Origin of the sequence: Mesobacillus thioparans, from assembly GCF_965138835.1 — a bacterium.
GTDB lineage: Bacteria > Bacillota > Bacilli > Bacillales > Cytobacillaceae > Mesobacillus > Mesobacillus thioparans.
The window spans coordinates 21,456-42,049 of the sequence record NZ_CBCSFH010000012.1 but is presented as its reverse complement, the minus strand read 5'-3'; the positions used below and the strand labels follow the sequence as shown (position 1 = coordinate 42,049).

The 20,594-nt window shown below is 41.4% G+C and carries 26 protein-coding genes and 1 riboswitch; of the genes, 16 read left to right on the top strand and 10 right to left on the bottom strand.

Annotated elements, in window-relative coordinates; genetic code table 11:
• Positions 1-146: 146 nt before the first annotated feature.
• A complete protein-coding gene (locus ACNAZ4_RS17820) occupies positions 147-818 on the top strand; it encodes a nucleotidyltransferase domain-containing protein (RefSeq protein WP_415816580.1) in 672 nt (223 codons plus the stop codon).
• A 121-nt stretch (positions 819-939) separates the two neighbouring features.
• Here ACNAZ4_RS17820 and ACNAZ4_RS17815 read toward each other — a convergent pair whose 3' ends face one another.
• Positions 940-1,239 carry a hypothetical protein gene (locus ACNAZ4_RS17815; protein ID WP_415816578.1) on the bottom strand — a complete coding sequence of 100 codons (300 nt, stop codon included), beginning with the start codon at positions 1,237-1,239 and terminating at the stop codon, positions 940-942.
• A gap of 258 nt (positions 1,240-1,497) precedes the next feature.
• On the opposite strand from ACNAZ4_RS17815, the gene ACNAZ4_RS17810 reads away from it, so the two are divergent.
• From ACNAZ4_RS17810 to ACNAZ4_RS17790, 5 genes are all read left to right on the top strand, one after another.
• Positions 1,498-1,872 carry a hypothetical protein gene (locus ACNAZ4_RS17810; protein ID WP_415816576.1) on the top strand — a complete coding sequence of 125 codons (375 nt, stop codon included), beginning with the start codon at positions 1,498-1,500 and terminating at the stop codon, positions 1,870-1,872.
• A 73-nt stretch (positions 1,873-1,945) separates the two neighbouring features.
• A riboswitch (PreQ1 riboswitch) is annotated at positions 1,946-1,988 on the top strand.
• Between the two features lie 53 nt (positions 1,989-2,041).
• The gene (gene queC, locus ACNAZ4_RS17805) at positions 2,042-2,698 is read left to right on the top strand and encodes a 7-cyano-7-deazaguanine synthase QueC (protein ID WP_415816574.1); all 657 of its coding nucleotides are present in this window, start codon (positions 2,042-2,044) and stop codon (positions 2,696-2,698) included.
• Positions 2,698-3,174 (top strand): 6-carboxytetrahydropterin synthase QueD, encoded by a 477-nt coding sequence (gene queD / locus ACNAZ4_RS17800; RefSeq protein ID WP_415816793.1) that lies wholly within the window; start codon positions 2,698-2,700, stop codon positions 3,172-3,174. Before queC ends, queD begins: the two co-directional genes overlap by 1 nt.
• Positions 3,167-3,895 (top strand): 7-carboxy-7-deazaguanine synthase QueE, encoded by a 729-nt coding sequence (gene queE, locus ACNAZ4_RS17795; RefSeq protein WP_415816572.1) that lies wholly within the window; start codon positions 3,167-3,169, stop codon positions 3,893-3,895. Before queD ends, queE begins: the two co-directional genes overlap by 8 nt.
• Positions 3,896-3,915: 20 nt before the next feature.
• Positions 3,916-4,455: a VUT family protein gene (locus tag ACNAZ4_RS17790; protein ID WP_415816570.1), complete on the top strand. Its 540-nt coding sequence runs from the start codon at positions 3,916-3,918 to the stop codon at positions 4,453-4,455.
• 102 nt (positions 4,456-4,557) lie between these two features.
• Here the strand turns inward: ACNAZ4_RS17790 and ACNAZ4_RS17785 are convergent, their stop codons facing one another.
• A complete protein-coding gene (locus tag ACNAZ4_RS17785; RefSeq protein ID WP_415816568.1) occupies positions 4,558-5,385 on the bottom strand; it encodes an SDR family oxidoreductase in 828 nt (275 codons plus the stop codon).
• A gap of 124 nt (positions 5,386-5,509) precedes the next feature.
• Here ACNAZ4_RS17785 and ACNAZ4_RS17780 point away from each other — a divergent pair, with 124 nt between their 5' ends.
• The 4 genes from ACNAZ4_RS17780 to ACNAZ4_RS17765 all read left to right on the top strand — a co-directional run bounded on the left by ACNAZ4_RS17780 (position 5,510) and on the right by ACNAZ4_RS17765 (position 8,884).
• Positions 5,510-5,764, top strand: a complete 255-nt coding sequence (locus ACNAZ4_RS17780; RefSeq protein ID WP_415816566.1) for a hypothetical protein — start codon at positions 5,510-5,512, stop codon at positions 5,762-5,764.
• Between the two features lie 227 nt (positions 5,765-5,991).
• Complete coding sequence (gene desA, locus ACNAZ4_RS17775; RefSeq protein WP_415816564.1) at positions 5,992-7,026, top strand: Delta(5) desaturase DesA; 1,035 nt, start codon at positions 5,992-5,994, stop codon at positions 7,024-7,026.
• 122 nt (positions 7,027-7,148) lie between these two features.
• Positions 7,149-8,288, top strand: coding sequence for a sensor histidine kinase (locus tag ACNAZ4_RS17770; RefSeq protein ID WP_415816562.1), 1,140 nt, complete (start codon positions 7,149-7,151; stop codon positions 8,286-8,288).
• On the top strand, positions 8,285-8,884 hold the full coding sequence (locus tag ACNAZ4_RS17765) for a response regulator (protein WP_415816560.1): 600 nt from the start codon (positions 8,285-8,287) through the stop codon (positions 8,882-8,884). Before ACNAZ4_RS17770 ends, ACNAZ4_RS17765 begins: the two co-directional genes overlap by 4 nt.
• A gap of 179 nt (positions 8,885-9,063) precedes the next feature.
• Here the strand turns inward: ACNAZ4_RS17765 and ACNAZ4_RS17760 are convergent, their stop codons facing one another.
• The gene (locus ACNAZ4_RS17760; protein WP_023614140.1) at positions 9,064-9,438 is read right to left on the bottom strand and encodes a nucleotide excision repair endonuclease; all 375 of its coding nucleotides are present in this window, start codon (positions 9,436-9,438) and stop codon (positions 9,064-9,066) included.
• A 214-nt stretch (positions 9,439-9,652) separates the two neighbouring features.
• Here ACNAZ4_RS17760 and ACNAZ4_RS17755 point away from each other — a divergent pair, with 214 nt between their 5' ends.
• Complete coding sequence (locus ACNAZ4_RS17755) at positions 9,653-11,206, top strand: DEAD/DEAH box helicase (RefSeq protein ID WP_415816558.1); 1,554 nt, start codon at positions 9,653-9,655, stop codon at positions 11,204-11,206.
• A 57-nt stretch (positions 11,207-11,263) separates the two neighbouring features.
• On the opposite strand, the gene ACNAZ4_RS17750 is transcribed toward ACNAZ4_RS17755, so the two are convergent.
• A complete protein-coding gene (locus tag ACNAZ4_RS17750; RefSeq protein WP_415816556.1) occupies positions 11,264-11,389 on the bottom strand; it encodes a DUF4023 domain-containing protein in 126 nt (41 codons plus the stop codon).
• A gap of 84 nt (positions 11,390-11,473) precedes the next feature.
• The gene (locus ACNAZ4_RS17745; RefSeq protein ID WP_415816554.1) at positions 11,474-12,016 is read right to left on the bottom strand and encodes a histidine phosphatase family protein; all 543 of its coding nucleotides are present in this window, start codon (positions 12,014-12,016) and stop codon (positions 11,474-11,476) included.
• Positions 12,017-12,428: 412 nt separating this feature from the next.
• On the opposite strand from ACNAZ4_RS17745, the gene ACNAZ4_RS17740 reads away from it, so the two are divergent.
• The 3 genes from ACNAZ4_RS17740 (at position 12,429) to ACNAZ4_RS17730 (ending at position 14,614) form a co-directional block, all read left to right on the top strand.
• A complete protein-coding gene (locus ACNAZ4_RS17740) occupies positions 12,429-13,154 on the top strand; it encodes an SDR family NAD(P)-dependent oxidoreductase (RefSeq protein WP_415816552.1) in 726 nt (241 codons plus the stop codon).
• Positions 13,154-14,194, top strand: coding sequence for an S-adenosylmethionine:tRNA ribosyltransferase-isomerase (locus tag ACNAZ4_RS17735; protein WP_415816550.1), 1,041 nt, complete (start codon positions 13,154-13,156; stop codon positions 14,192-14,194). Before ACNAZ4_RS17740 ends, ACNAZ4_RS17735 begins: the two co-directional genes overlap by 1 nt.
• A 66-nt stretch (positions 14,195-14,260) precedes the next feature.
• Positions 14,261-14,614, top strand: a complete 354-nt coding sequence (locus tag ACNAZ4_RS17730; RefSeq protein WP_415816548.1) for a VOC family protein — start codon at positions 14,261-14,263, stop codon at positions 14,612-14,614.
• A 41-nt stretch (positions 14,615-14,655) separates the two neighbouring features.
• On the opposite strand, the gene ACNAZ4_RS17725 is transcribed toward ACNAZ4_RS17730, so the two are convergent.
• A complete protein-coding gene (locus tag ACNAZ4_RS17725) occupies positions 14,656-15,126 on the bottom strand; it encodes a DUF2062 domain-containing protein (RefSeq protein WP_415816546.1) in 471 nt (156 codons plus the stop codon).
• Between the two features lie 255 nt (positions 15,127-15,381).
• On the opposite strand from ACNAZ4_RS17725, the gene pssA reads away from it, so the two are divergent.
• Positions 15,382-16,077 carry a CDP-diacylglycerol--serine O-phosphatidyltransferase gene (gene pssA, locus ACNAZ4_RS17720; protein ID WP_415816544.1) on the top strand — a complete coding sequence of 232 codons (696 nt, stop codon included), beginning with the start codon at positions 15,382-15,384 and terminating at the stop codon, positions 16,075-16,077.
• Positions 16,078-16,128: 51 nt separating this feature from the next.
• Here the strand turns inward: pssA and ACNAZ4_RS17715 are convergent, their stop codons facing one another.
• The 3 genes from ACNAZ4_RS17715 to ACNAZ4_RS17705 form a co-directional block, all read right to left on the bottom strand.
• On the bottom strand, positions 16,129-16,323 hold the full coding sequence (locus ACNAZ4_RS17715) for a CsbD family protein (RefSeq protein ID WP_415816542.1): 195 nt from the start codon (positions 16,321-16,323) through the stop codon (positions 16,129-16,131).
• Between the two features lie 569 nt (positions 16,324-16,892).
• The gene (locus ACNAZ4_RS17710) at positions 16,893-17,381 is read right to left on the bottom strand and encodes a hypothetical protein (protein ID WP_415816540.1); all 489 of its coding nucleotides are present in this window, start codon (positions 17,379-17,381) and stop codon (positions 16,893-16,895) included.
• Positions 17,374-18,768 carry a sensor domain-containing diguanylate cyclase gene (locus ACNAZ4_RS17705; RefSeq protein ID WP_415816538.1) on the bottom strand — a complete coding sequence of 465 codons (1,395 nt, stop codon included), beginning with the start codon at positions 18,766-18,768 and terminating at the stop codon, positions 17,374-17,376. Before ACNAZ4_RS17705 ends, ACNAZ4_RS17710 begins: the two co-directional genes overlap by 8 nt.
• Positions 18,769-19,073: 305 nt before the next feature.
• Here ACNAZ4_RS17705 and ACNAZ4_RS17700 point away from each other — a divergent pair, with 305 nt between their 5' ends.
• Positions 19,074-20,081 carry a DUF3231 family protein gene (locus ACNAZ4_RS17700; protein ID WP_415816536.1) on the top strand — a complete coding sequence of 336 codons (1,008 nt, stop codon included), beginning with the start codon at positions 19,074-19,076 and terminating at the stop codon, positions 20,079-20,081.
• A 70-nt stretch (positions 20,082-20,151) separates the two neighbouring features.
• On the opposite strand, the gene ACNAZ4_RS17695 is transcribed toward ACNAZ4_RS17700, so the two are convergent.
• On the bottom strand, positions 20,152-20,517 hold the full coding sequence (locus tag ACNAZ4_RS17695) for a hypothetical protein (protein ID WP_415816534.1): 366 nt from the start codon (positions 20,515-20,517) through the stop codon (positions 20,152-20,154).
• Positions 20,518-20,594: the final 77 nt, after the last annotated feature.

Genomic DNA, 20,594 nt, shown 5'->3' with positions numbered 1-20,594 from the left:
GGATACCACTGGGTTAACTAGTTAAAACATTCATAAAAGTGTCGACGAATTCCGAATTTTAGATATAATACCGTTATACTTTATTTTACGAGGGGGGGATTGTTATCAAAGGGAAAAAGGAACCTTCTCCGGTTGCTGCAGCGAAGATGTTTGTTGAGGAACGTTTTCCTGATTGTGACGCAGCGCTTCTGGCAGGGAGTGTAATCAGGGGGGAAGCAACTGAAACCTCCGATTTGGATATAGTGGTCTTTAAGAAAGACATTCCCTCTGCTTATAGAGAGTCACTGATATTTTGTGGATGGCCGGTTGAAGTATTTGTCCACAATCTACATACTTGCAGACAGTTTTTCAAAAGCGATGTTGGCAGAGCGAGACCCAGTTTGCCAAGAATGGTTGCTGAGGGGGTGGTCATCAGGAATAGTGATTTCCTGGCAGATATAATGGATGAAGCGAAAAGTATCATTGAAGAAGGTCCTGCTGAATGGACGCAAAAAGAGATCGAGTTCAAAAGATATTTCATCACTGATACTCTGGATGATTTCATCGGATCAAATAATAAGGCGGAGGAAATCTTCATTGCCAATGAATTGGCTGACCAGCTTCATGAATTTGTTTTAAGGACCAACAAACGATGGATTGGCAAATCAAAATGGGTCGTGAGGGAATTAACGAGATTTGATCCTGAATTTGCTGGTAGATTTATTGGAGCGTTCGAAGCCTATTACAAAACGGGAACCAAGCAAACGGTCATAAAATTGGCGGAGGAAGTTTTAGAGGAATATGGTGGCAGATTGTTTGACGGTTTTTCTATTAAATGAAACAGCAGCCAAGAAATTGGCTGCTGTTGATTGCTAATTCTCAGCCTTATTAAAGGAGTAAATAGAAAAGCTGTTCAGAATCCATCGTTATTAAAGAACAAGCTTTTCGAAAACCTGGAATTTAAGCTTTGTAAATCCTGAAGGCTGCCAGGCAAAAACAGCTGATGATGACGATCTCAATCATGAGAAGGAACAAAATCTCTTCAGAAGCGGCAATACCTGCCATTGGCGCCATGATTCCCATGATCACACCGATTAGATATCCGGTCAATATTGTTTTGTAGTTAAATAGATTGCCAAACAGAATCCCTGATAAACCTCCAATAATCACCGAAAGCAAAGCGGCCTCAAGGAAGAGTGACGGATATAAATTGATAAAAATCAGCCCTGTTCCCAGCGCTAATCCGGCGGGTGCCCCCATTGTAATATTCCTGGCCAGGTGAAAATCAATACGCGTTCTTCGATTGTACAAATAAATATATAGAACATATGCAGATAAAAAATTTAATGGGTAAAAAATCACAATCCACTCCGGCAAGATTCATCACCTCTACATTCACTGTATTCATGTACGGAGAGGAGGTGCTAACAATTAGAATGATGCCAAGTCGATTGTTCTTAACACTATAAAAAATTATCATTAAGGCAATGATCAGTTGAAACTGAAAGGATGTTCTTTATGGATGAAATAGTTAAAAAACTGCGATTTAAAGAAGGCAATGCATTAGTATTGAATGCACCTGATGGATTCCGCTTAGGGGTGGAAGGGGAACAGCAGAATGATAAAAATGAGTTCTTACTATTATTTGTGAACAATAGTGATGAAATAAGAAGCTGGTTGCCAAAAGCATTGGAAGCTTTGAAGGAAGATGCAGTTTTCTGGATTGCCTTCCCGAAGAAGAGTTCGAAAGTTCAAACTGATATCAACCGTGACTCACTTTTTGCGCTCGTAAGTGAACGATCTAACTATAGAGCAGTCAGCAATGTTTCCATCGATCAAAAGTGGTCAGCTCTCCGATTCCGGCAAGAGCACCTGGTAAAAACGAAAAAATGATGGAATAAATTAAGCTTTCCTTTTATAAAATGTGTGATAAAATGAATAAGTCAAAATTACATATTCCGTCTTTACGGAAGAGGTTCTAGCTACCCTCTCAAAAAAACTAAGGGAAAACAGTACTGCTGTCTTAGTGGTACTGTTTTTTCGTTGTAAAGGAGAATTTTTCATGAAAAACGAGAAAGCTGTTGTCGTTTTCAGTGGCGGGCAGGATAGTACAACATGCCTGTTTTGGGCTCTAAAGGAATTTAAAGAAGTTGAAGCAGTAACATTTGATTACAACCAGCGTCACAGGACAGAAATCGACTGTGCAAAGGACATTGCAGCTGAGCTTGGAATCAAGCATCATATCCTCGATATGGGCCTGCTGAACCAATTAGCACCAAACGCATTGACCCGGAACGAAATTGAAGTGAAAGATGGAGAGGACGGGGAGTTGCCATCCACGTTTGTTCCAGGAAGGAACTTATTGTTTTTATCATTTGCTGGAGTTCTGGCGAGACAAGTCAACGCAAAACACATCGTAACCGGTGTTTGTGAAACGGACTTCAGCGGCTACCCTGATTGCCGGGATGTTTTCATAAAATCCTTGAACGTTACTCTTAATCTTTCAATGGACGAAAACTTTGTCATCCATACCCCTCTTATGTGGCTGAATAAAGCAGAAACCTGGAAGCTGGCCGATGAGCTAGATGCCTTAGAATTTGTGAGGACGAAGACATTGACATGCTATAACGGCATCATAGCGGACGGTTGTGGCATTTGCCCAGCCTGCAAGTTACGCAAAAAAGGTCTTGACGAGTTCCTGGAAGGAGCTGAGTCATGATGTACGATTTCCGTATTGTCGACCAGCTTCAAAAAATAGATGAAGATATTAAGAGAGAGCAGTTAAAATATCACTCAAAACGTGTCCTTGTCAGCAAGGAATTCACCTTTGATGCCGCCCATCATCTTCATGAATATGAAGGGAAATGCAAAAATCTGCACGGACATACGTATAGAGTCATTTTCGGTCTGAGTGGTTTTGTTGATGCCCGTGGCCTTATGATTGATTTCGGAGATATAAAGGATATTTGGAAGTCAGAAATAGAGATATACCTTGACCACAGATATTTGAATGAAACGTTGCCACCGATGAATACGACGGCTGAAAATATGGTTGTCTGGATTTATGAACATATGGCTGAAGCCGTTGCAAACAGAAAACACTTATATGACGGAGTAAGAGTTGAATTCGTCAGACTCTATGAAACTTCTACAAGCTATGCAGAAGCAAGACGGGAGTGGATGGAGATTGAGTAAGATTCCCGTAATGGAAATTTTCGGGCCGACCATCCAGGGTGAGGGAATGGTTGTTGGCCAAAAGACAATGTTTGTTCGTACCGCAGGGTGTGACTATTCATGTGCCTGGTGTGATTCAGCATTTACATGGGATGGGTCCGGAAAAGATTTAATCAGGCAAATGGATGCAACGGAAATTTGGAATGAGCTGACATCATTAGGAGGAGTGGGGTTTTCATATATTACGATTTCAGGAGGTAATCCAGCATTACTGAAAAACATGTCGAGTCTTGTTCATTTGCTTAAGGAAAAAAATATCAAGATATGCCTGGAAACCCAGGGTAGCAAGTGGCAGGATTGGTTCCTGGATATTCATGCGCTGACCCTGTCGCCAAAACCGCCTAGTTCAGGGATGGAAACTGATTTTCAAGTCCTGGATAAAATTGTCGATCGATTGGCTGAAGCAGGCGCAATACAGAATGGAAGCCTGAAGATTGTTATTTTTGATGATAGTGATTATGAATACGCCAAAATGGTCCATAAACGATATCCTGCACTGACTTTTTTTCTACAGGTTGGGAATGACGATATTGTTACCGAAAACCGTCAGAAGCTCATGGTTTCCTTGGTTGATAAGTATGAATCGCTGGTTGAAAAAGTGATGATTGATAACGAAATGAAGAATGTAAGAGTTCTTCCGCAGCTTCATGTGTATATTTGGGGAAATAAAAGAGGGGTTTAAAAAAACAGGGGGGTATCACTATGAGAATCTTTCTATATTTGATTTCAATTGTAACGGCCAACGTGATAACAGCTGCACTTGCACCACTTCAGTTTGGTATGTTCATTGTGCCGATGGGGACTTTATTGATAGGAGCCACATTCATTTTTCGTGACCTTGTCCAAAATAAGCATGGCCGGACGAAAACATACATGTTCATTGCTCTGGCTCTTGTATTATCCGCAATTGTTTCTTCTATTCTTGGTGACACGCTATGGATTGTATTCGCATCGGCTTTGAGTTTTGCTGTTGCTGAAACGACCGACACTGAAATTTATACAAGACTGAAACTGCCAATGAGCTGGAGAATCTTCTACAGCGGATTGGTCGGCGGACTTCTGGATTCGATCATATTCGTCGTGCTGGGGTTGAGTCCGTTGGGAGCAAACTTCCTTCCATGGGAAGCCGTCCCTGCTGCGATTTTAGGCCAAGTCATCGTAAAAACCATCATTCAGGGAATAGGTGCCATGCTGCTTAACCCGATAAATCATTTTTTCAACAAAAAAGCAATGTCTAACTAGACAAAAAAGGTGCCCGATCTTGATCGAGCACCTTTTTTGTACTGGTCTAAAGCAATAGAGGTTTTGTTTGCTCCAGTGAGAAGACTCTGTCACGCGTTTGTTTTATAGTTTCAATTTTTTCATTACGATTTTTTCAATTGTTTTCCACGGAAGAAGATTTTTTAATAGTAAGGTATTCTTGATGCCTTTACCAATGGGATATCTCAATTTCGGGGAGTTTGCGGATGCAATCCCTGCAACAAGCCTGGCAACATCCTGAGGATTCCCATAACCGGACTCAGCATTTTTCAATTCATTCATAATCGCTTCCATAGACGATTCATATGGTGATTGGTCGCTTATAGATACTTTTTCAATGCTTTTCCATATATCTGTTTTGTAGGAACCTGGTTCAATCAGGGCCACATCAATTCCGAAAGGCTTTACCTCCAGCCTTAAGCTTTCACTGTACCCTTCCAGAGCGTGTTTCGATGCTGAATAGGCAGACAGGCCCGGGAATCCAAACCTTCCGCTGATGCTGCTCATATTTATGATTTTTCCATACCTTTGCTGACGCATGAAAGGAAGGACGGCCTGAGTGACAGCGATCACTCCAAAAACATTCGTTTCAAATTGCTTTCGATATGTATCCACCTCTAGTTCTTCCGCAAAGCCTCCCTGTGCATAGCCGGCATTATTGACCAGGACATCTACTGAATTCAATGACTGCACGTACATCTTTAATTCTTCAATAGATTCTTTGTTTGTCACATCCATTTGAAAAACATGAATATGATCTCTCACTTTTTCAGCAGCTGCAAGCTCCACCAAACGATCCTGCTTTTTAAGGTTCCTCATGGTGGCAATTACGTGATAGCCTGATTTGGCCAGTTCAATTGCGCTCAATTTTCCAAATCCGCTCGAGGATCCTGTAATGATTGCATGCTTCATCTCTTCACCCGCCAAGTCATCTTTTATCTCATTCTACATTGATAAAGGGCAAGTTACTATGTATCTTTACGGCCAGCATGGAAAAAATGATTTACTGTGATACTCAGGAATGGTGGAGAGAAATATGACGAAAGAAGAGACATTAAAAATTTTGGCGTTGATTGAACGCTTATATCCTGTGGTAACAGTGAACAGCGAGACTATTTTAATTTGGATGTCACATTGTGTTTCCCTGGAATTCAATCTTACTTTTGAGAACCTGTTTAAGCACAAAAGGCAAAATCCATATCCGCCAACATTGGCACAAGTCATTGGTAGCACGGGAAATGATAGAAAAAGTCTTGACTGGATGGTGGAATATTCGATTAGAAATCAATAGCAAATTCGATCCATTCAATTTTTAATGATACATAAAAAAATATCAGTAAATATTAAGACCAGGTAACAATTGTTCAAACCCTTGTTGTATCAACCATTTATAGGGAAAATTCATGGAAACATGACATTTATCATGTGTAATATATGACACCTGCTACTGCACAAAATCATTTCCCTTATTTATAATTTGAGTAACTAAGAAAACCGAAAGGGGAATTATTAAACAAGATGGCAAATCACAACGCAAAAGAACTTAGAAAACAGGTAGCCCCTTATGAAAATTCAAACACGAAAATGAGTATCATCCAAATAGTCAACACCGTCATTCCATTTTTGGCATTATGGTACCTTGCCTATCAAAGCTTGTCGATTTCCTATGGATTGACACTTGTACTTGCTGCTGTTGCAGCTGGTTTCATGGTCAGGATCTTCATTATTTTCCATGACTGCACGCATCATTCGTTTTTCAAAAACCGCACCGCAAACAAAGTGGTGGGAACCTTAACCGGGGTCCTGACAATGTTCCCTTATAGCCAATGGGGACATGATCATTCTGTCCACCACGCAACCAGCAGCAATCTGGACAAACGCGGAACCGGCGACATCTGGGTCCTTACAGTCGATGAATATATGGCTGCTCCTATGTGGCAGAAGCTTGCCTACAGACTGTACCGCAATCCACTCGTGATGTTTGTCTTGGGACCGATTTACGTCGTTCTGCTCAAGAACCGTTTCAACCGCAAAGGTGCCAGAACGAAGGAACGCCTTAACACTTATTTGACCAATGTATTGATTTTTGGGATCTCAGGTCTTCTGATATGGATGATTGGCTGGAAAGCATTCTTCATGGTAGAAGGCCCGATTTTCTTCATCGCCGGAATGTTTGGCATCTGGCTGTTCTATGTCCAGCACACGTTCGAAGATTCTTATTTTGAAGAGGATAAAGACTGGGAATATGTAAAAGCTGCTGTCGAAGGAAGCTCGTATTACAAGTTGCCAAAACTGCTGCAGTGGATTACTGGGAACATCGGTTACCACCACGTTCATCACTTAAGCCCGAGAGTTCCAAACTATAAGCTGGAGGAAGTTCATAATAATACGAAGCCTCTGCAAAATGTGCCAACCATAACTCTTTCAACCAGTTTGACTTCTTTGCGCTTCCGTCTTTGGGACGAAAGGAAAAAGCAATTCATTAGTTTCAGGGAATTGAAAGCAATGCAGCGAACCAATAAATTGACGGCTCAAACGAAACCGGAGCTCTAATGATTGCTCTCCTTATTCTGGATGTATACCAACATCTGGGGTTAGGGGAGTAATTTTTTGTAATTATATCCATTTCCATTATGTTAGAATAGAATCAGCAATCATAAAGCAGAGGTTTTTATATGTTCAAAAGATTTTTCAATTCACTCAGAAGTACTGGCATCTCACCGTACATATGGACAATTCTCGGGATCCTTCCTTTTTACTTCATATGGCAGATGCCTACTATAGGCGGGAAAGCGGCAGGAATCATCCTGACACTTCTGTTTTTCCTCGTATACTGGCTGGCCTTTGTCTCAAGGGGATGGACAGTATACATCTGGACTTCTATTCTGATCGGTATTTCCATCGCATCGGCAAGTTTGTTCAGTTATGTATACTTCGCTTTTTTCATAGCCTATTTTATCGGGAATATAAAAGACCGTATCCCTTTTCTTGTTTTATATTTCATCCATCTTGTGGGGACTTCGATTGTCATAAACTATGAAATCGTTCTTAAGGACGAGTTTTTCATAAAACAGCTTCCCATCATTGTGATTGTGTGGATCAGTGTGATCCTGCTTCCGTTCAGCATCCATAACAAAAATGAACGTGGTGAACTGGAAGAAAAACTCGAAGATGCGAATAAGCGGATTTCGGAACTTGTGAAGCTCGAGGAGAGGCAGAGGATCGCCCGCGATTTGCATGATACTCTTGGCCAAAAATTATCACTCATTGGCTTAAAAAGTGACCTGGCACGTAAATTGATCAATAAAGACGCCGAATTGGCAAAAGAAGAATTAAAGGATGTCCAACAGACAGCAAGGACTGCTTTGAATGAAGTAAGAAAAATGGTGGCAGAGATGAGGGGAATCCGAGTCAGGGATGAGCTGATCCACATCAAGCAGATTTTAAAAGCAGCGGAAATCAAGTTTGTCGGGAATGAAGAGGATTTCAACCTCACCAATGTATCCTTGCTGTCAGAAAATATACTTAGCATGTGCCTCAAGGAAGCAGTTACAAATGTTGTCAAACATAGTTCAGCAACAGAATGCAGCGTTTCCATCCAGCATAATGAAAGTGAACTTGTAGCTGAAGTAAGCGATAATGGTGTAGGCAATATTACGGAAGAAGATCTCTACAAGGGCAGCGGTCTTCAGGGCATGAGGGAGCGACTGGAATTCGTGAATGGCACACTTGATATTTTATCTATAAACGGTACGACCCTTATGATTAAAATACCAAAAGTATTAAAGCAAACCGACAGGGAGGGCCAGTTATGATACGTATTGTCATTGCCGAGGACCAGCGCATGCTATTGGGGGCACTGGGTTCTCTTTTGAGTCTTGAAGATGATATGGAAGTCGTTGGCAAAGCCAGCAACGGGGAAGAGGCAGTCGCTCTTGCAAAGGAGCTGAAGCCAGATGTTTGTGTGATGGACATTGAGATGCCAGGAAAAACCGGGCTCGAAGCAGCGGAAGAATTGAAAGGACTGGGCTGCAAAGTGATCATTTTAACCACATTTGCCCGTTCAGGATATTTTCAGCGTGCATTGAAAGCAGGTGTCAGCGCGTATTTACTGAAGGATAGCCCATCAGAGGAATTAGCAGGCACAATCAGGAGTGTGATAGGAGGAAGACGAGTATATGCTCCTGAACTCATGGACGATGTGTACAGCGAGGAAAATCCGCTTACAGAGCGCGAGATGGAGGTCCTAGAACTTGTTGCCGATGGCAAAAACACGAAGGAAATTGCCGGACAGCTCAGCATTACAGCAGGAACGGTCAGAAACTACATTTCCACGATCCTGGATAAGCTCCAGGTTACAAACAGGATAGAAGCCATAACACAGTCAAAGGAAAAAGGCTGGTTTAAGTAATAAGCTCTTTTCATAAACTTTGTTGTTTTGGCTACAAAATTGGTTGAAAAAATTAAAGCTAATTAAGAGAAAAGAGCCTGTACACTTAATTTCGAGCTGCAAAACGGCTTATTAACACGTTAACAAGAATCGTTACGAAAATAGCCAAATAATAAGAAGAGCCTGCAGGCAGGCTCTTCTTATTTATAAAATACCTTATCGATATTGTACTTAGCTTTTAGGACGTTGATTGCATATGTTTCGTAAATTTCCCTGTCGATCGGATCAACCACAGTAATGACAGCAATCTTGTTTACTTCATGTCGATGGTTTTTGATAGGGGAAACATTATCTTCGAAATGTTTTTTTACGCGTGGTCTAAGCTTACGTGCTTTTCCGACAAACATTAATTCATCGTCAGCGTCGAAGAACATGATGATTCCGCCTTTATCCCTTGGGATCCGGTGGTAATCAGTAAAGCCATATTCACTGCTGATAACCGCTTCAACCTTTTCTCCTAATTGTTTGCTTCGTGTAATGACTACGTCTGGAGCTGGCAGCTCAATTTTAATCACTTATAATCACTTCCTATTCTTCAATTAATAAATCGTACCACAGGCAATACCTAAAATCCACATATTATTATTTTACCCAATAAATGAACCTTGACTAGTCAGTTGATATTGAAAAATGATTTGCAACATAACCTTGATATTTATACACATAAACAGCAATAATGAGAAGGATGGTTGGGTTCACCCGGCCTATTAAAGAAAGCAGGGATTGAATTTGAATCAATTTAAATCTTTAGGAATATCAGAATCACTTGCAGAAACACTAAACCAGCATGGAATATCGAAGCCAACTTCCATTCAGGAGAAAGCAATACCATTATTGCTCGATGGCAAGGATGTGATTGCCCAGTCCCAGACTGGTACTGGTAAGACTTTCGCTTTTGTGCTGCCAATAATAGAAAGAATTGATATTCAGAATCCGAATATACAGGCATTGATTGTAACACCGACGAGAGAGCTGGCATTACAAATCACCCATGAAATCAAAAAACTGACCGAAGACATTGAAGGAATAAATGTTCTTGCTGTTTATGGCGGACAGGATGTCGAATCACAACTGAAGAAACTCAAAAAAAACATCCATATTGTCATTGGTACTCCTGGGAGATTGCTTGACCATATCCGCAGGAAGACGGTCGACTTTTCCAAAGCTTCGTTTCTTGTACTTGATGAAGCGGATCAAATGCTTCATATCGGTTTTTTGAACGAAGTTGAAGAAATCATCAAGCAGACGCCAAAAACCAGGCAAACATTGCTGTTTTCTGCTACGATGCCGGATGAAATCAAAAGGCTCGCTAAACAGCATATGTACAAGCCAGAATATATCCAGGTAGAGAAAACCCAGGCTCCGCTGGAAAACATCAAACAAATTGCGATCAGTTCCACAGACCGGTCCAAGCAAGGTGATTTGATTGAATCCCTCCGATCCTATCAGCCTTTTCTCGCGGTGATTTTTTGCCGGACGAAAAGAAGGGTCAGCAAGCTGAATGATATATTGAAAGCGAACCATTTCAATTGTGACGAGCTGCACGGTGACATTTCCCAGGCGAAAAGGGAACAGGTAATGAAGAAGTTCCGCGAAGCGAAAATCCAGTATCTTATCGCAACTGATGTTGCCGCAAGGGGATTGGATGTAGAAGGAGTCACCCATGTTTTTAACTATGACATCCCTTTGGATACTGAAAGTTATATCCACCGTATTGGACGTACGGGCAGAGCAGGCAATGAAGGACTCGCGGTAACCTTTTATTCAGCCAAAGATCGACCGTTATTAGACCAGATTGAATCAGAACTCAACATTAGGATTGAAAAGAAAAATTTAGGGAACGCCAAAAGAGATGAAACCAGTACAGAAGGTAAGCCAGTCTCGAAAAGACATAGAACAGGTGATTATAAAGGGAAGCGCACCATCTCAAGGCGAAGGGATGACGGCAAACCAGAAAGAGATCATCGTGGTGAAAAAATCACAGATAAGCCTACCACGCGAAATGGAAATCGTCCGTCAAGGTCAGAAGGCCAACGCCGCGTTGACAGGGAGCAGCCCTCATCAAGGCGTGAACAAAGACGGAATCCAGAAGAACGGGGAACCAGAGCAAATCGTCTCGATGAGAGAAGAGGCGCCCAGGCTGGAAAACCTTCACGGAATGACCGGACAAAGAACAATATAGAAGAACAGCCTCGAAGGGATCGCAGAAGCAGGACAAATTCCAGTTCATCGGAAGACCGAATGGGACTCAGGGGCAGTATCAGAAACCGTCGGAAAAGATAGCATTAAACTTGAATAGACCGCCTAATGGCGGTCTATTTTTAGGTATTACTATACACATTAATGTTGTTTGTTTGGAAGTTTGTCACTAGGGTTGTCTTTTCCCTGGCGCTTTCTATTCTGTTCATCTTTCCGTTGCTTATCATGCAGTTTTTCCACAAACTCGTGTGTGTTCTCCAAATCCATACCTCCTCTAATGACTGGCTCGTCGTTACTTTTTCCAATAAGGTTCGACTTCATTCATAAGCAAAAAATAAAAAAGACGCCTGATCAGAGCGTCTTGTTTTCATAAATATAAACGATGGCGTTTTCAGGCCTGTTAAACTTTGGGCCTTTAAACCCTCTTTTTAACATTTCCTTCCTCAAAAACATCATGATCCCGCCGTGTCCAACGATCAGTACATCTTCCCCGTGGGCAATTGCCTGATCGAGAACCCTGTTAATCCTTTTAAGGACTTCATTTTTACTTTCCTTCTGGGAATTGTGTCCGAATAACCAAGCTATTCTTATTAAGAAAACATGAAGCCAAAGCGGGAGACGCATGCCGGAGGAGATGACTGGATATAACGAGATTTCCCTCAGTTCCTCTAAAAAAATAATGTCTCCATCAAACGCTTTGTAAGCGGTAGTTTTAGCTCTTGGTAAATCACTTGAGTAACACTTACTCCACTTTTGACCTTGATGATCAATGTCTGCTTCCTCGATGCTTGATTGATTATACTCTTCTTGCCATGTAAGAAGCTCCTTTGAAGTCACAAACTTGCCTGGATAACCTAATGTCACTTTAAAATGTCTTAATAACCCGATTTTCATAATAACCACCTATTAATTCCATGATGATAATTAATTCAACAAATAACTCTGAATACCTGCAAAAATAAGCGAGAGCAATTAAGGGCATGGTCCACAGGCAGGAATTAGTATCTGAAATTGTATTGGAACCATATTGGAATCAATACGGGAACGTAAACATTTACGTAAAGTTTTGTTTGTTAATGAGTTATTCTTTAAAGATGTAGCTAAACAAGCGAAAGTCTCAACTGCGACTATATATTAAGGCCTGCCATTGTGCACCCTTTTTTTGTTAAAGAAACACGAATAATTACTGTACACTTTTGAAAGTTCAGACAAAAGTCGCAGTAAACTTCAAGCTTCTCTACGAGGACTCCTTTTCTTAGAAATCTTATGATAAAGACAAGAAGGAAAAACAAGGAGGAACTTGAAGATGGTAAAAAACAAAGTAGTGATGATTACAGGTGTCACACAGGGACTCGGAAGAGCATTGACGTTAAGGTTTGCTAAGGAGGGCGCGAAACTGGCAGTCTGTGCTCGAAGGACAGGAGAGTTGAACAAGGTCAGGAAGGTAGCGGAGGCTTATGGAGCCGAGGTACTTGCCGTTACGGCTGATGTTTCGGTTCCGAGGGAAGCAGAAAGATTTGTAGCGCTTGCACTTGAGACATTTGGAAAGATTGATGTGCTGATCAATAACGCTTCCATTCTTGGGCCAAGTCCAATCCCCCTTTTACTTGATTTTCCTGAGGAGGATTTTACTGAAGTGCTAAAAGTTAACAGCATCAGCCCCTTTCTGGTAACTCGAAGGGTCCTGCCTTCCATGCTGGCGAATAATGACGGTACAATTATAAATGTCACATCAGAAGCAGGTCATGTTGGGTATGCAGGCTGGGGAGCATATGGAATTTCAAAGTTTGCCGTAGAGGGTATGACACAGACGTGGGCAGATGAACTAAAATCCACAAACATCAGAATAAACATGGTTGACCCGGGAGAAATGGATACCGAGATGCATGCACTTGCAGTTCCAGGGTGCGATTATGAATTAGCACAGCCTGATGAAGTCGTTGATATTTTTCTCTACCTTGCTTCAAATGACTCAAAAGGGATCAAGGGGCAGCGGTTTGAAGCGCAGGGATTTGAGCGGGAGGGTTTGTAATGCAGACAAAAAGAACGAGGGATTCACATGATTTTTTCCTGCCGGACTACCTAAATGCTTCCCATCCTCCGGAAAGACGTGGCCTTCGCCGCGATCAGGTTCGAATGATGGTATTAGAAAGAGAAACTGGGCATGTAAGTCATGATATATTTTTCCAACTGGAAAACTACTTAAACTCTGGGGATGTTCTAGTACTGAATAACAGCAGAACCCTTCCAGCTGCATTCAAGGCAGATTGGGTGCGTAGCGGAAAGGTGATAGGAACTGATGTAGAATTGCGACTTGCGAGAAAAAGGACTGGTGCTGTTTGGGAAGTCCTGTCAACACAAGCAAATGTAAAGCCGGGAGACTTCTTTAAAATTTCAGAGTCATTGGAAGCGAAGGTGGTAGGGGAAGTGTTCAAATCCCCATTGGTAATTATGCAATTCTCTCTGCAAGGTGAGGAATTTTATGATGCCATCTACACAGTGGGCTATCCAGTAAGATATGAATATATAAAAATTCCATGGCAGCTTGATTATTACCAGACCGTCTTTGCAAGCCAGCCAGGTTCAATAGAGATGCCATCAGCAGGCAGGGCGTTCAGCTGGGAGATCTTAATGAAGCTTCAGGAAAAAGGGGTAAAATTGGTCTACCTTCAACTCCACACCGGACTTAGTTACTTGCTGGATGACCAAAACCCTCATTCGCCGGAAGAACTTTATGAAGAATACTCTATAAGCCAGGAAGCAATGGATGAAATATGGAAAGCAAAAGCGGAGGGCGGGAAGATTATCGCTGGTGGAACAACCGCAGTCCGGGCGCTGGAAACCGCGGCTGCAACATCACTGCTGAATGGTTGGACAAATCTATATGTAACATCTGAATATCAACTGCAGCTTGTGGACGGGATCATAACTGGATTTCATGAACCGAAAGCCAGCCATCTGGATATGCTGTCAGCATTTGTGAATGAAGCAGCACTCTTTAAGGCATATACCGCAGCAATTGAAAAGCACTATTTATGGCACGAATTTGGGGATATCAACCTGATTATTTAACAGATACCAGAGGAAGTGAATATTTGGATGGAAATCACAAAACCATCTGAAAGGAGAACAGGAATATTGAGGTTCCATCATGTGGGAATTGAAGTGAGTGACATAAATGCCTGCAAAACATTTTATGAGAATATCCTCGGTTTTGCAGAAAATGGCAGATTCCATTTTGGTGAAGAGGAGATTTGTTTTTTGGAAAAGGACGGCATCAGAATTGAACTGATCGAGAATAAATCCAAAACAGACAGTGGTGGGGAATGTAGCCATTTTTGTTTTGAGGTGGAACATTTGGATGCAATCATAGAGGCATTCAGTAATCGCAATATTGTTCCAGTCGAAGGTCCGTTTATTTTGGAGAACTGGAGGATTATATTTTACCAGGGGATGGGCCGGGAATTAATCGAATTTCTTGAAGTTTTATGAAGAAAAAAGGAGCGGGACTACCATCGTAGAACTCCCACTCCTTATTTTTTTATATCCCATTTCTTTACTATATTCAGAAAGCTTAAACGATACTTTCTCATAACGGTATAAACTACATAATATACAATCAAACCGAAGAGTATGATATTAATGATCATGCCAATGAAGAAAACGGCACCTAAATGCATTCCGGCATCCATGCCATGTATTGTCATCCCAATTGGAGAATGATAGTTTCCTGACGGATATACAGTCTCACCGACAACAACGTTAAGGTAGAATAAAAATGGGAAAAGCCAGATTAGTGCCACACCGCTAATGAATCCAGCTACCGCATTACCTTTGAACATCTTTGCGCTTACGGTAGACAGGATGGGCCCCATGCCGAAAGATGGAATGAAATGGATTAAAAAACCCATAGTAAACCCAATTGAAACATTGTGTGCGTTTTCCTTAATTCTTAATAATCTAATAAGAAGAAATTTTATTCTACGCAAATATTTGTTGATCATAATTCACCAACCCCAGATAAGTATACAATTAGAAGAAAAATTTTTAAAGCATTTTTTTTGCAAATTTCCTCCAGGACTTCTCCCTCAAATCTTTTATGAAATTTTATGATTATATTCTACTCAGGATGAGAATTAATGATATAGTTATACTATATTTTCGGCGATATAATGATAAAATAAACATGTTTACTAGGCTGCAGGGGTAATAATAGGCATGGGCAGCTTTAAAATAAGTTCGGAGAGTGATGACAACTGATGCGGTTTACAAAGATGATACCCAATATGTTCACACTGGGGAATCTGTATTGCGGTTTTCTATCGATTGGATTTGCGGCTAATGGTCAATTTAACAATGCGGCCATTCTAATATTGATTGGAATGATGCTTGATAGCATGGATGGAAGACTTGCGAGGATGCTTAAGGCGGATAGCCAGCTTGGCAAGGAGCTTGACTCACTTGCGGATATTGTTACTTTCGGAGTCGCACCGTCTTTCCTTGTGTATTATACATACTTCTACCAGTTTGGTTTGTGGGGGCTGATGGTAGCAGGACTCTTCCCGCTATTCGGTGCTTATCGCCTGGCGAGGTTCAATATCAGCACCGATAAATCATCCCTTAATTACTTTATTGGGGTCCCGATAACTGCTGCAGGGGGAATCATGGCCATCCTAACGTTATTTGGTCACATGATCCCGAATATCGTGACAACAGTTGTTTTTACAGCCCTGAGCTTCCTGATGGTCAGCAGGGTGAGGATCCCTAGCTTTAAAGAAGTCCCGCTTCCAAAATACGGAACCATTGTAACCATTTTTCTCGGTTCTTTGCTTTTCGTCATCTGGAAAGGGACATATGGACAATTCCCATACCTTATTTATATTGCCACACCGTTATATATTGCGTATCTTGCATACCGGTTTGTAAGGGGCAAAAATAAGCACAATGTAGATTAGAACATGAAAAAGCCTTCGCTAGTTGCGAAGGCTTTTTCATGTTTATGGATATTAATCTCTAGAAGAATCGTTAAAGGCACGAGATACGTTTTCTTTTAAGTCCCCCGCGGATTCTTTTAATTTGCCTTTTCCTTTATCAAGACGGCCTTCCGCTTCCATGGATTCATTGTCTGTCATTTTGCCAAATTGTTTCTTGGTTTCACCTTTTACCTGATCAAAAGCACCTTTTGTTTGTTCGTCATTCATGGTTTTGGCCTCCTTAGAAATTGTGTCTATTCATTTATACCCAATTTAGAACCGGACAAACTTTGCAGTTTATTGTAAGTAGTTATGCATGGAAGGAAGTGTATGCGTATTTTATTTTGGGTAGGCTATGTTAAACAATGCTGTTGATTTTCATTCCAGGCGCTTCGCTTTCCGCGGGGGAAGAATTATGAAAAAGCTCAAGTGCCAGCTTTTTCAAAGACCAAATTCTCCTTTGCTGGCGCTGAGCCTCCTCGTCGCGTTGCTCCTGCGGGGTCTCACCTGACCAGCTGCGCCCGCAGGACATTGATTAGCTTCCTCGAACCTGCCCACGCACGATGGAAATGCGGTAGCATTTTCGGAGGAGTCTTCGCGCCTTCCACTACAATCAACAGGTGCAATAACAACATTAGGCTTTAAAAGAGCCTTTGAGTGAAAAAATTACTTTCAAGCGTAGTTAATAGTAACTAGGTAAGCTTAGTCAAAAATTCAAAGGAAATGGAAAGAGCCGGCAATTTATAAAAAACCGGCTCTTTCGTTTTTTCTCCAATTGAATTTTGTCTATGATCCCATCAGTAACGGCCTACCTGCAGCTGCTTGAATACTTCGTCCCGGACCTCCTGCAGGGTGTCAGGATGGAGCAGCTTTGTGGTACTGATTTTTAAATAAGCTGCCTCATCGATTTTTCCTTCCTGCTGTAGTTTATCCAGATGGGGAAGACGGAAATTACCGATTGGCAAATATGCAAGATATAGTTTTTCTCCATCATGCTCCAAAGTAATTTTTATTCCCTTTAGCTCAGGATATAAAAAGGATGAGTAATCCTGCTCAATGATCAACTCCTCTTTCACAGCCTCTTTAATATATGGAAGAGTTGTGGGAAGGGAGATGAAATAGATCATCTGGTCATAAGAGTAATGCAAATCAGCAACTCTGAAGCCATATTGGGTTGTGACCCGCTTAGAGTAATTTTCCATCGAAAAGGTGTACATCGGCCTGCTAGTCAATACAGCTGTAAAAATGAATACCAAAGCAGCGATGATAATTGTCAGTTCAATCAATGCAAACGAACTCCTTAAATGTGACCACCGTATTTTTTCCGGATCTTTTTGCTTGATAAAGGGCTTGATCGGCTGCTTCAATCAGTTCATTTTTACTGGTGATGGCAGGGTGATCTGTACATGCTGTGCCAATGCTTACTGTCAAGGTGCCATGAGGTTGTGTTTCCTCCCCCGGAAAGGATGCTGCTTCTACATTTTGCCGGATGACCTCCGCCATGGCTTCTGCTTTCGGAAGAGAGGTCCCTGGTAAAAGTACAACAAATTCTTCACCACCGAACCTGAATGAAAAATCACCTGGTGCTAATGAACCCTCAATGACTTTAGCCAGTTTCATCAACACCTCATTGCCAAGCAAGTGTCCATTCTTATCATTAAAAACCTTGAAAAAGTCAATGTCAAAAATGATCAATGACAATGGGCCGGGATCTTTTACTTCAGAAGGGAAGTAATCGTCAAGTATAGTCTGGAATGCTCGCTGGTTGAAAAGTCCCGTAAGTCCATCTCTCAGAGCCATTTCCTCAATCTGTTGATAAAGGCTGGCATGGTCCAGTGCGATGGCAGCCTGGTTGGCAAGCGGCAGGATATTCTCAGTATCCATCAGTGTAATTCCACGCTTGTTGACAATATTGTCTATTAGCAGGATGCCAATGTTCTTACCCTGGTTGATCAGAGGTACAACCGCAAATTCTTCTGTTTCAAATAGTCTGTTAATCAGTGTTTGCGATAAATCTGATTCATCGATTTCATTAACAATCACAGGCTGCTGTCGAGTTAATGACCGGCTGAATACGTTTTTGCCATCAAGCGGAATATCCAGTGAACGAAGAATGGCATTCAATTCGGGGTCCGTGAAGTTGCTGTCAAAGTTATGTTCAATCAGATCTCGCAGCCTTAATTTATCCTCGGAAATCTTTTCCCAGACTTCATAGCCTTTTTTTACATCCATCGGACCAACGCCGACTACTCCTTTTAATGATTGTGTCTCATTCGATGAGAGGAAAATCATTGCCCGGTTGAAGCCTAGCCCATGACCCGCAGTGACCGAAGTCAGGATTACTTTCAATAGCATCTCCTGCTGTAGAGTACGCTGCATGGTCGTACTTACTTCCCGGAATACTTGTAAATGCTTTGATTGGTTCATGAGCATTTCTGTCCACTGTTGATGATTTGTCCCCTTATTATCTATGGACTGAGATACATAACCAGCTGCTGCACCAATTGCAAAGTAAACCGGAATGATTAGCAATGGAAAAACTTCAGTATGTAAGAACACAAGTGAAATGCCGATTGCGGCGGATGTTAATCCTCCAGACAGTTTGAAGGTGTAGCCTGCTAACACAATAAAAAAGAGAGTCATCCATACTATATGATGTGTTCCCAGAAGCAAACCCGAGACTTCTAAGAGGACAAGAGAGGCGAGAATCAGGATAAGTCGATTCAGAAAAGCGCTTACATGAAATCTGATGATATTTGCTAATCCAGCTAATCCTCCGGAAATAAGGATGATAAAAAAAAGTTCAATCAGCGTGCTCACTCCTATATAGGTCATCATAAGTCCATTTTACTATTTATTTCATAAATCGACATCGTTTTTTCAATCATTAAGGTTTTCAACTAAATTCTGCCGTTAAACTAATAAAATCGACTGAATCAGAAATAATAATTATATCATCGAAGCTTTGGGGTGAAAGGATGGAAGATAAGACGAAAATCCGCTTAACAGCTGCAGAGATGTCCAGTCTTTGGACACAGTATATGAACGATACGGTTTCAATCTGTGTATTAAGCTATTTTTTGAATCATACAGACGATAAAAGAGTAAATGAAATTGTCGAATTTGCCCTAAATGCTTCTCAAAAAAACATCTCACTTACACAGGAGATTTTCAAAGGGGAAGGATTTCCCTATCCGATCGGTTTTACGGATAAAGATGTGAATGTCCATTCTCCAAGGCTATTCTCTGATACATTTGAAATGATGTACATCAGGCATATGTCCATTCTTGGCATGGCTGCAAACGCAGCGGCAATCGGTCTCGGTACACGGCCTGATGTCATCGTCCTGCATAAAAGCGTATTAAAATCGGCAATCCAGCTCCAGGATATGACCAGGGAGTTGATGCTTGAACAGGGTACCTACATAAGGCCTCCGTTTATATCAGTTCCAGATAAAGTGGATTTTGTCGAAAAACAAAAATTTCTTTCTGGATTTAAAAACAGAAGACGAGCCTTGACTTCAGTGGAAATAACTCATTTATTCATGAACATCCAGACAAATCAAATTGGCAAGGCATTGATTATGGGTTTTATCCAAGTCGCTCAGGATAAGGAAGTAAAGGGCTATTTACAACGAGGAAAGAAAATCGCCCAAAAGCATGTCGATTTATTCAGTGATATCCTGAAAAATAATGATATTCCAGCACCGATGTTCTGGGATTCCGCAGTTACAGATACGACCACACAAATCTTCTCGGATAAGTTGATTATGTTCCATGTTTCGGCTATGATTGCCGCAGGTATCGGCAATTATGGTGCAGCAATGGCGGCCAGTCCGAGAAAGGATATTGGGATACAGTATGCTTCTTTGATCCCGGAAATTGCCTTGTATGCGGAGGACGGGGCAAACATCATGATTAAGAACTCCTGGTTGGAGGAACCCCCGATGGCCGACGATCGGGACGTGCTTTCCGGCCAGAAATAAGGCTCGATTTTATATATCTATTGTAAAGGCTCCTGCCAAAGGTATTGGCAAGGAGCCTTTTTATTTTTGTTCATTCAGGATCATTCAAATTCGGGAACCTGACTGGTGTATTCAAAGAAAGATGATCCCGGTAAGAACGGTAAGTGATGACACTGTGTTGGTCCGAACGGACATCAAGCTGCAAAAGCTTATGACCATTCGTTTCTAAATAATACTTGATCGGTCCCTGCGTAAGCTCATGGAATGATAAAGTGAGCCCTAAATAATGCTTCCTGATTACATTAGTATCAGGATGATTCATAACGTAATTTGCAATCTCCTGGACCGAAGCTGATGGTGTAGAGGTGATGGAATAGAAGGTTTCCTTTGCATTGCTATACGCCTGGTTCAAAGTGTTTTTTGCTTTTTCAAGGAAATGGTTAACTGTTTTGTTCATTTTCGTGCCTCCATCTCTATTCAAGATGTTATTTAATATACCCTTGAGTTTAATGTGGAATCCATATACTGGTTTAA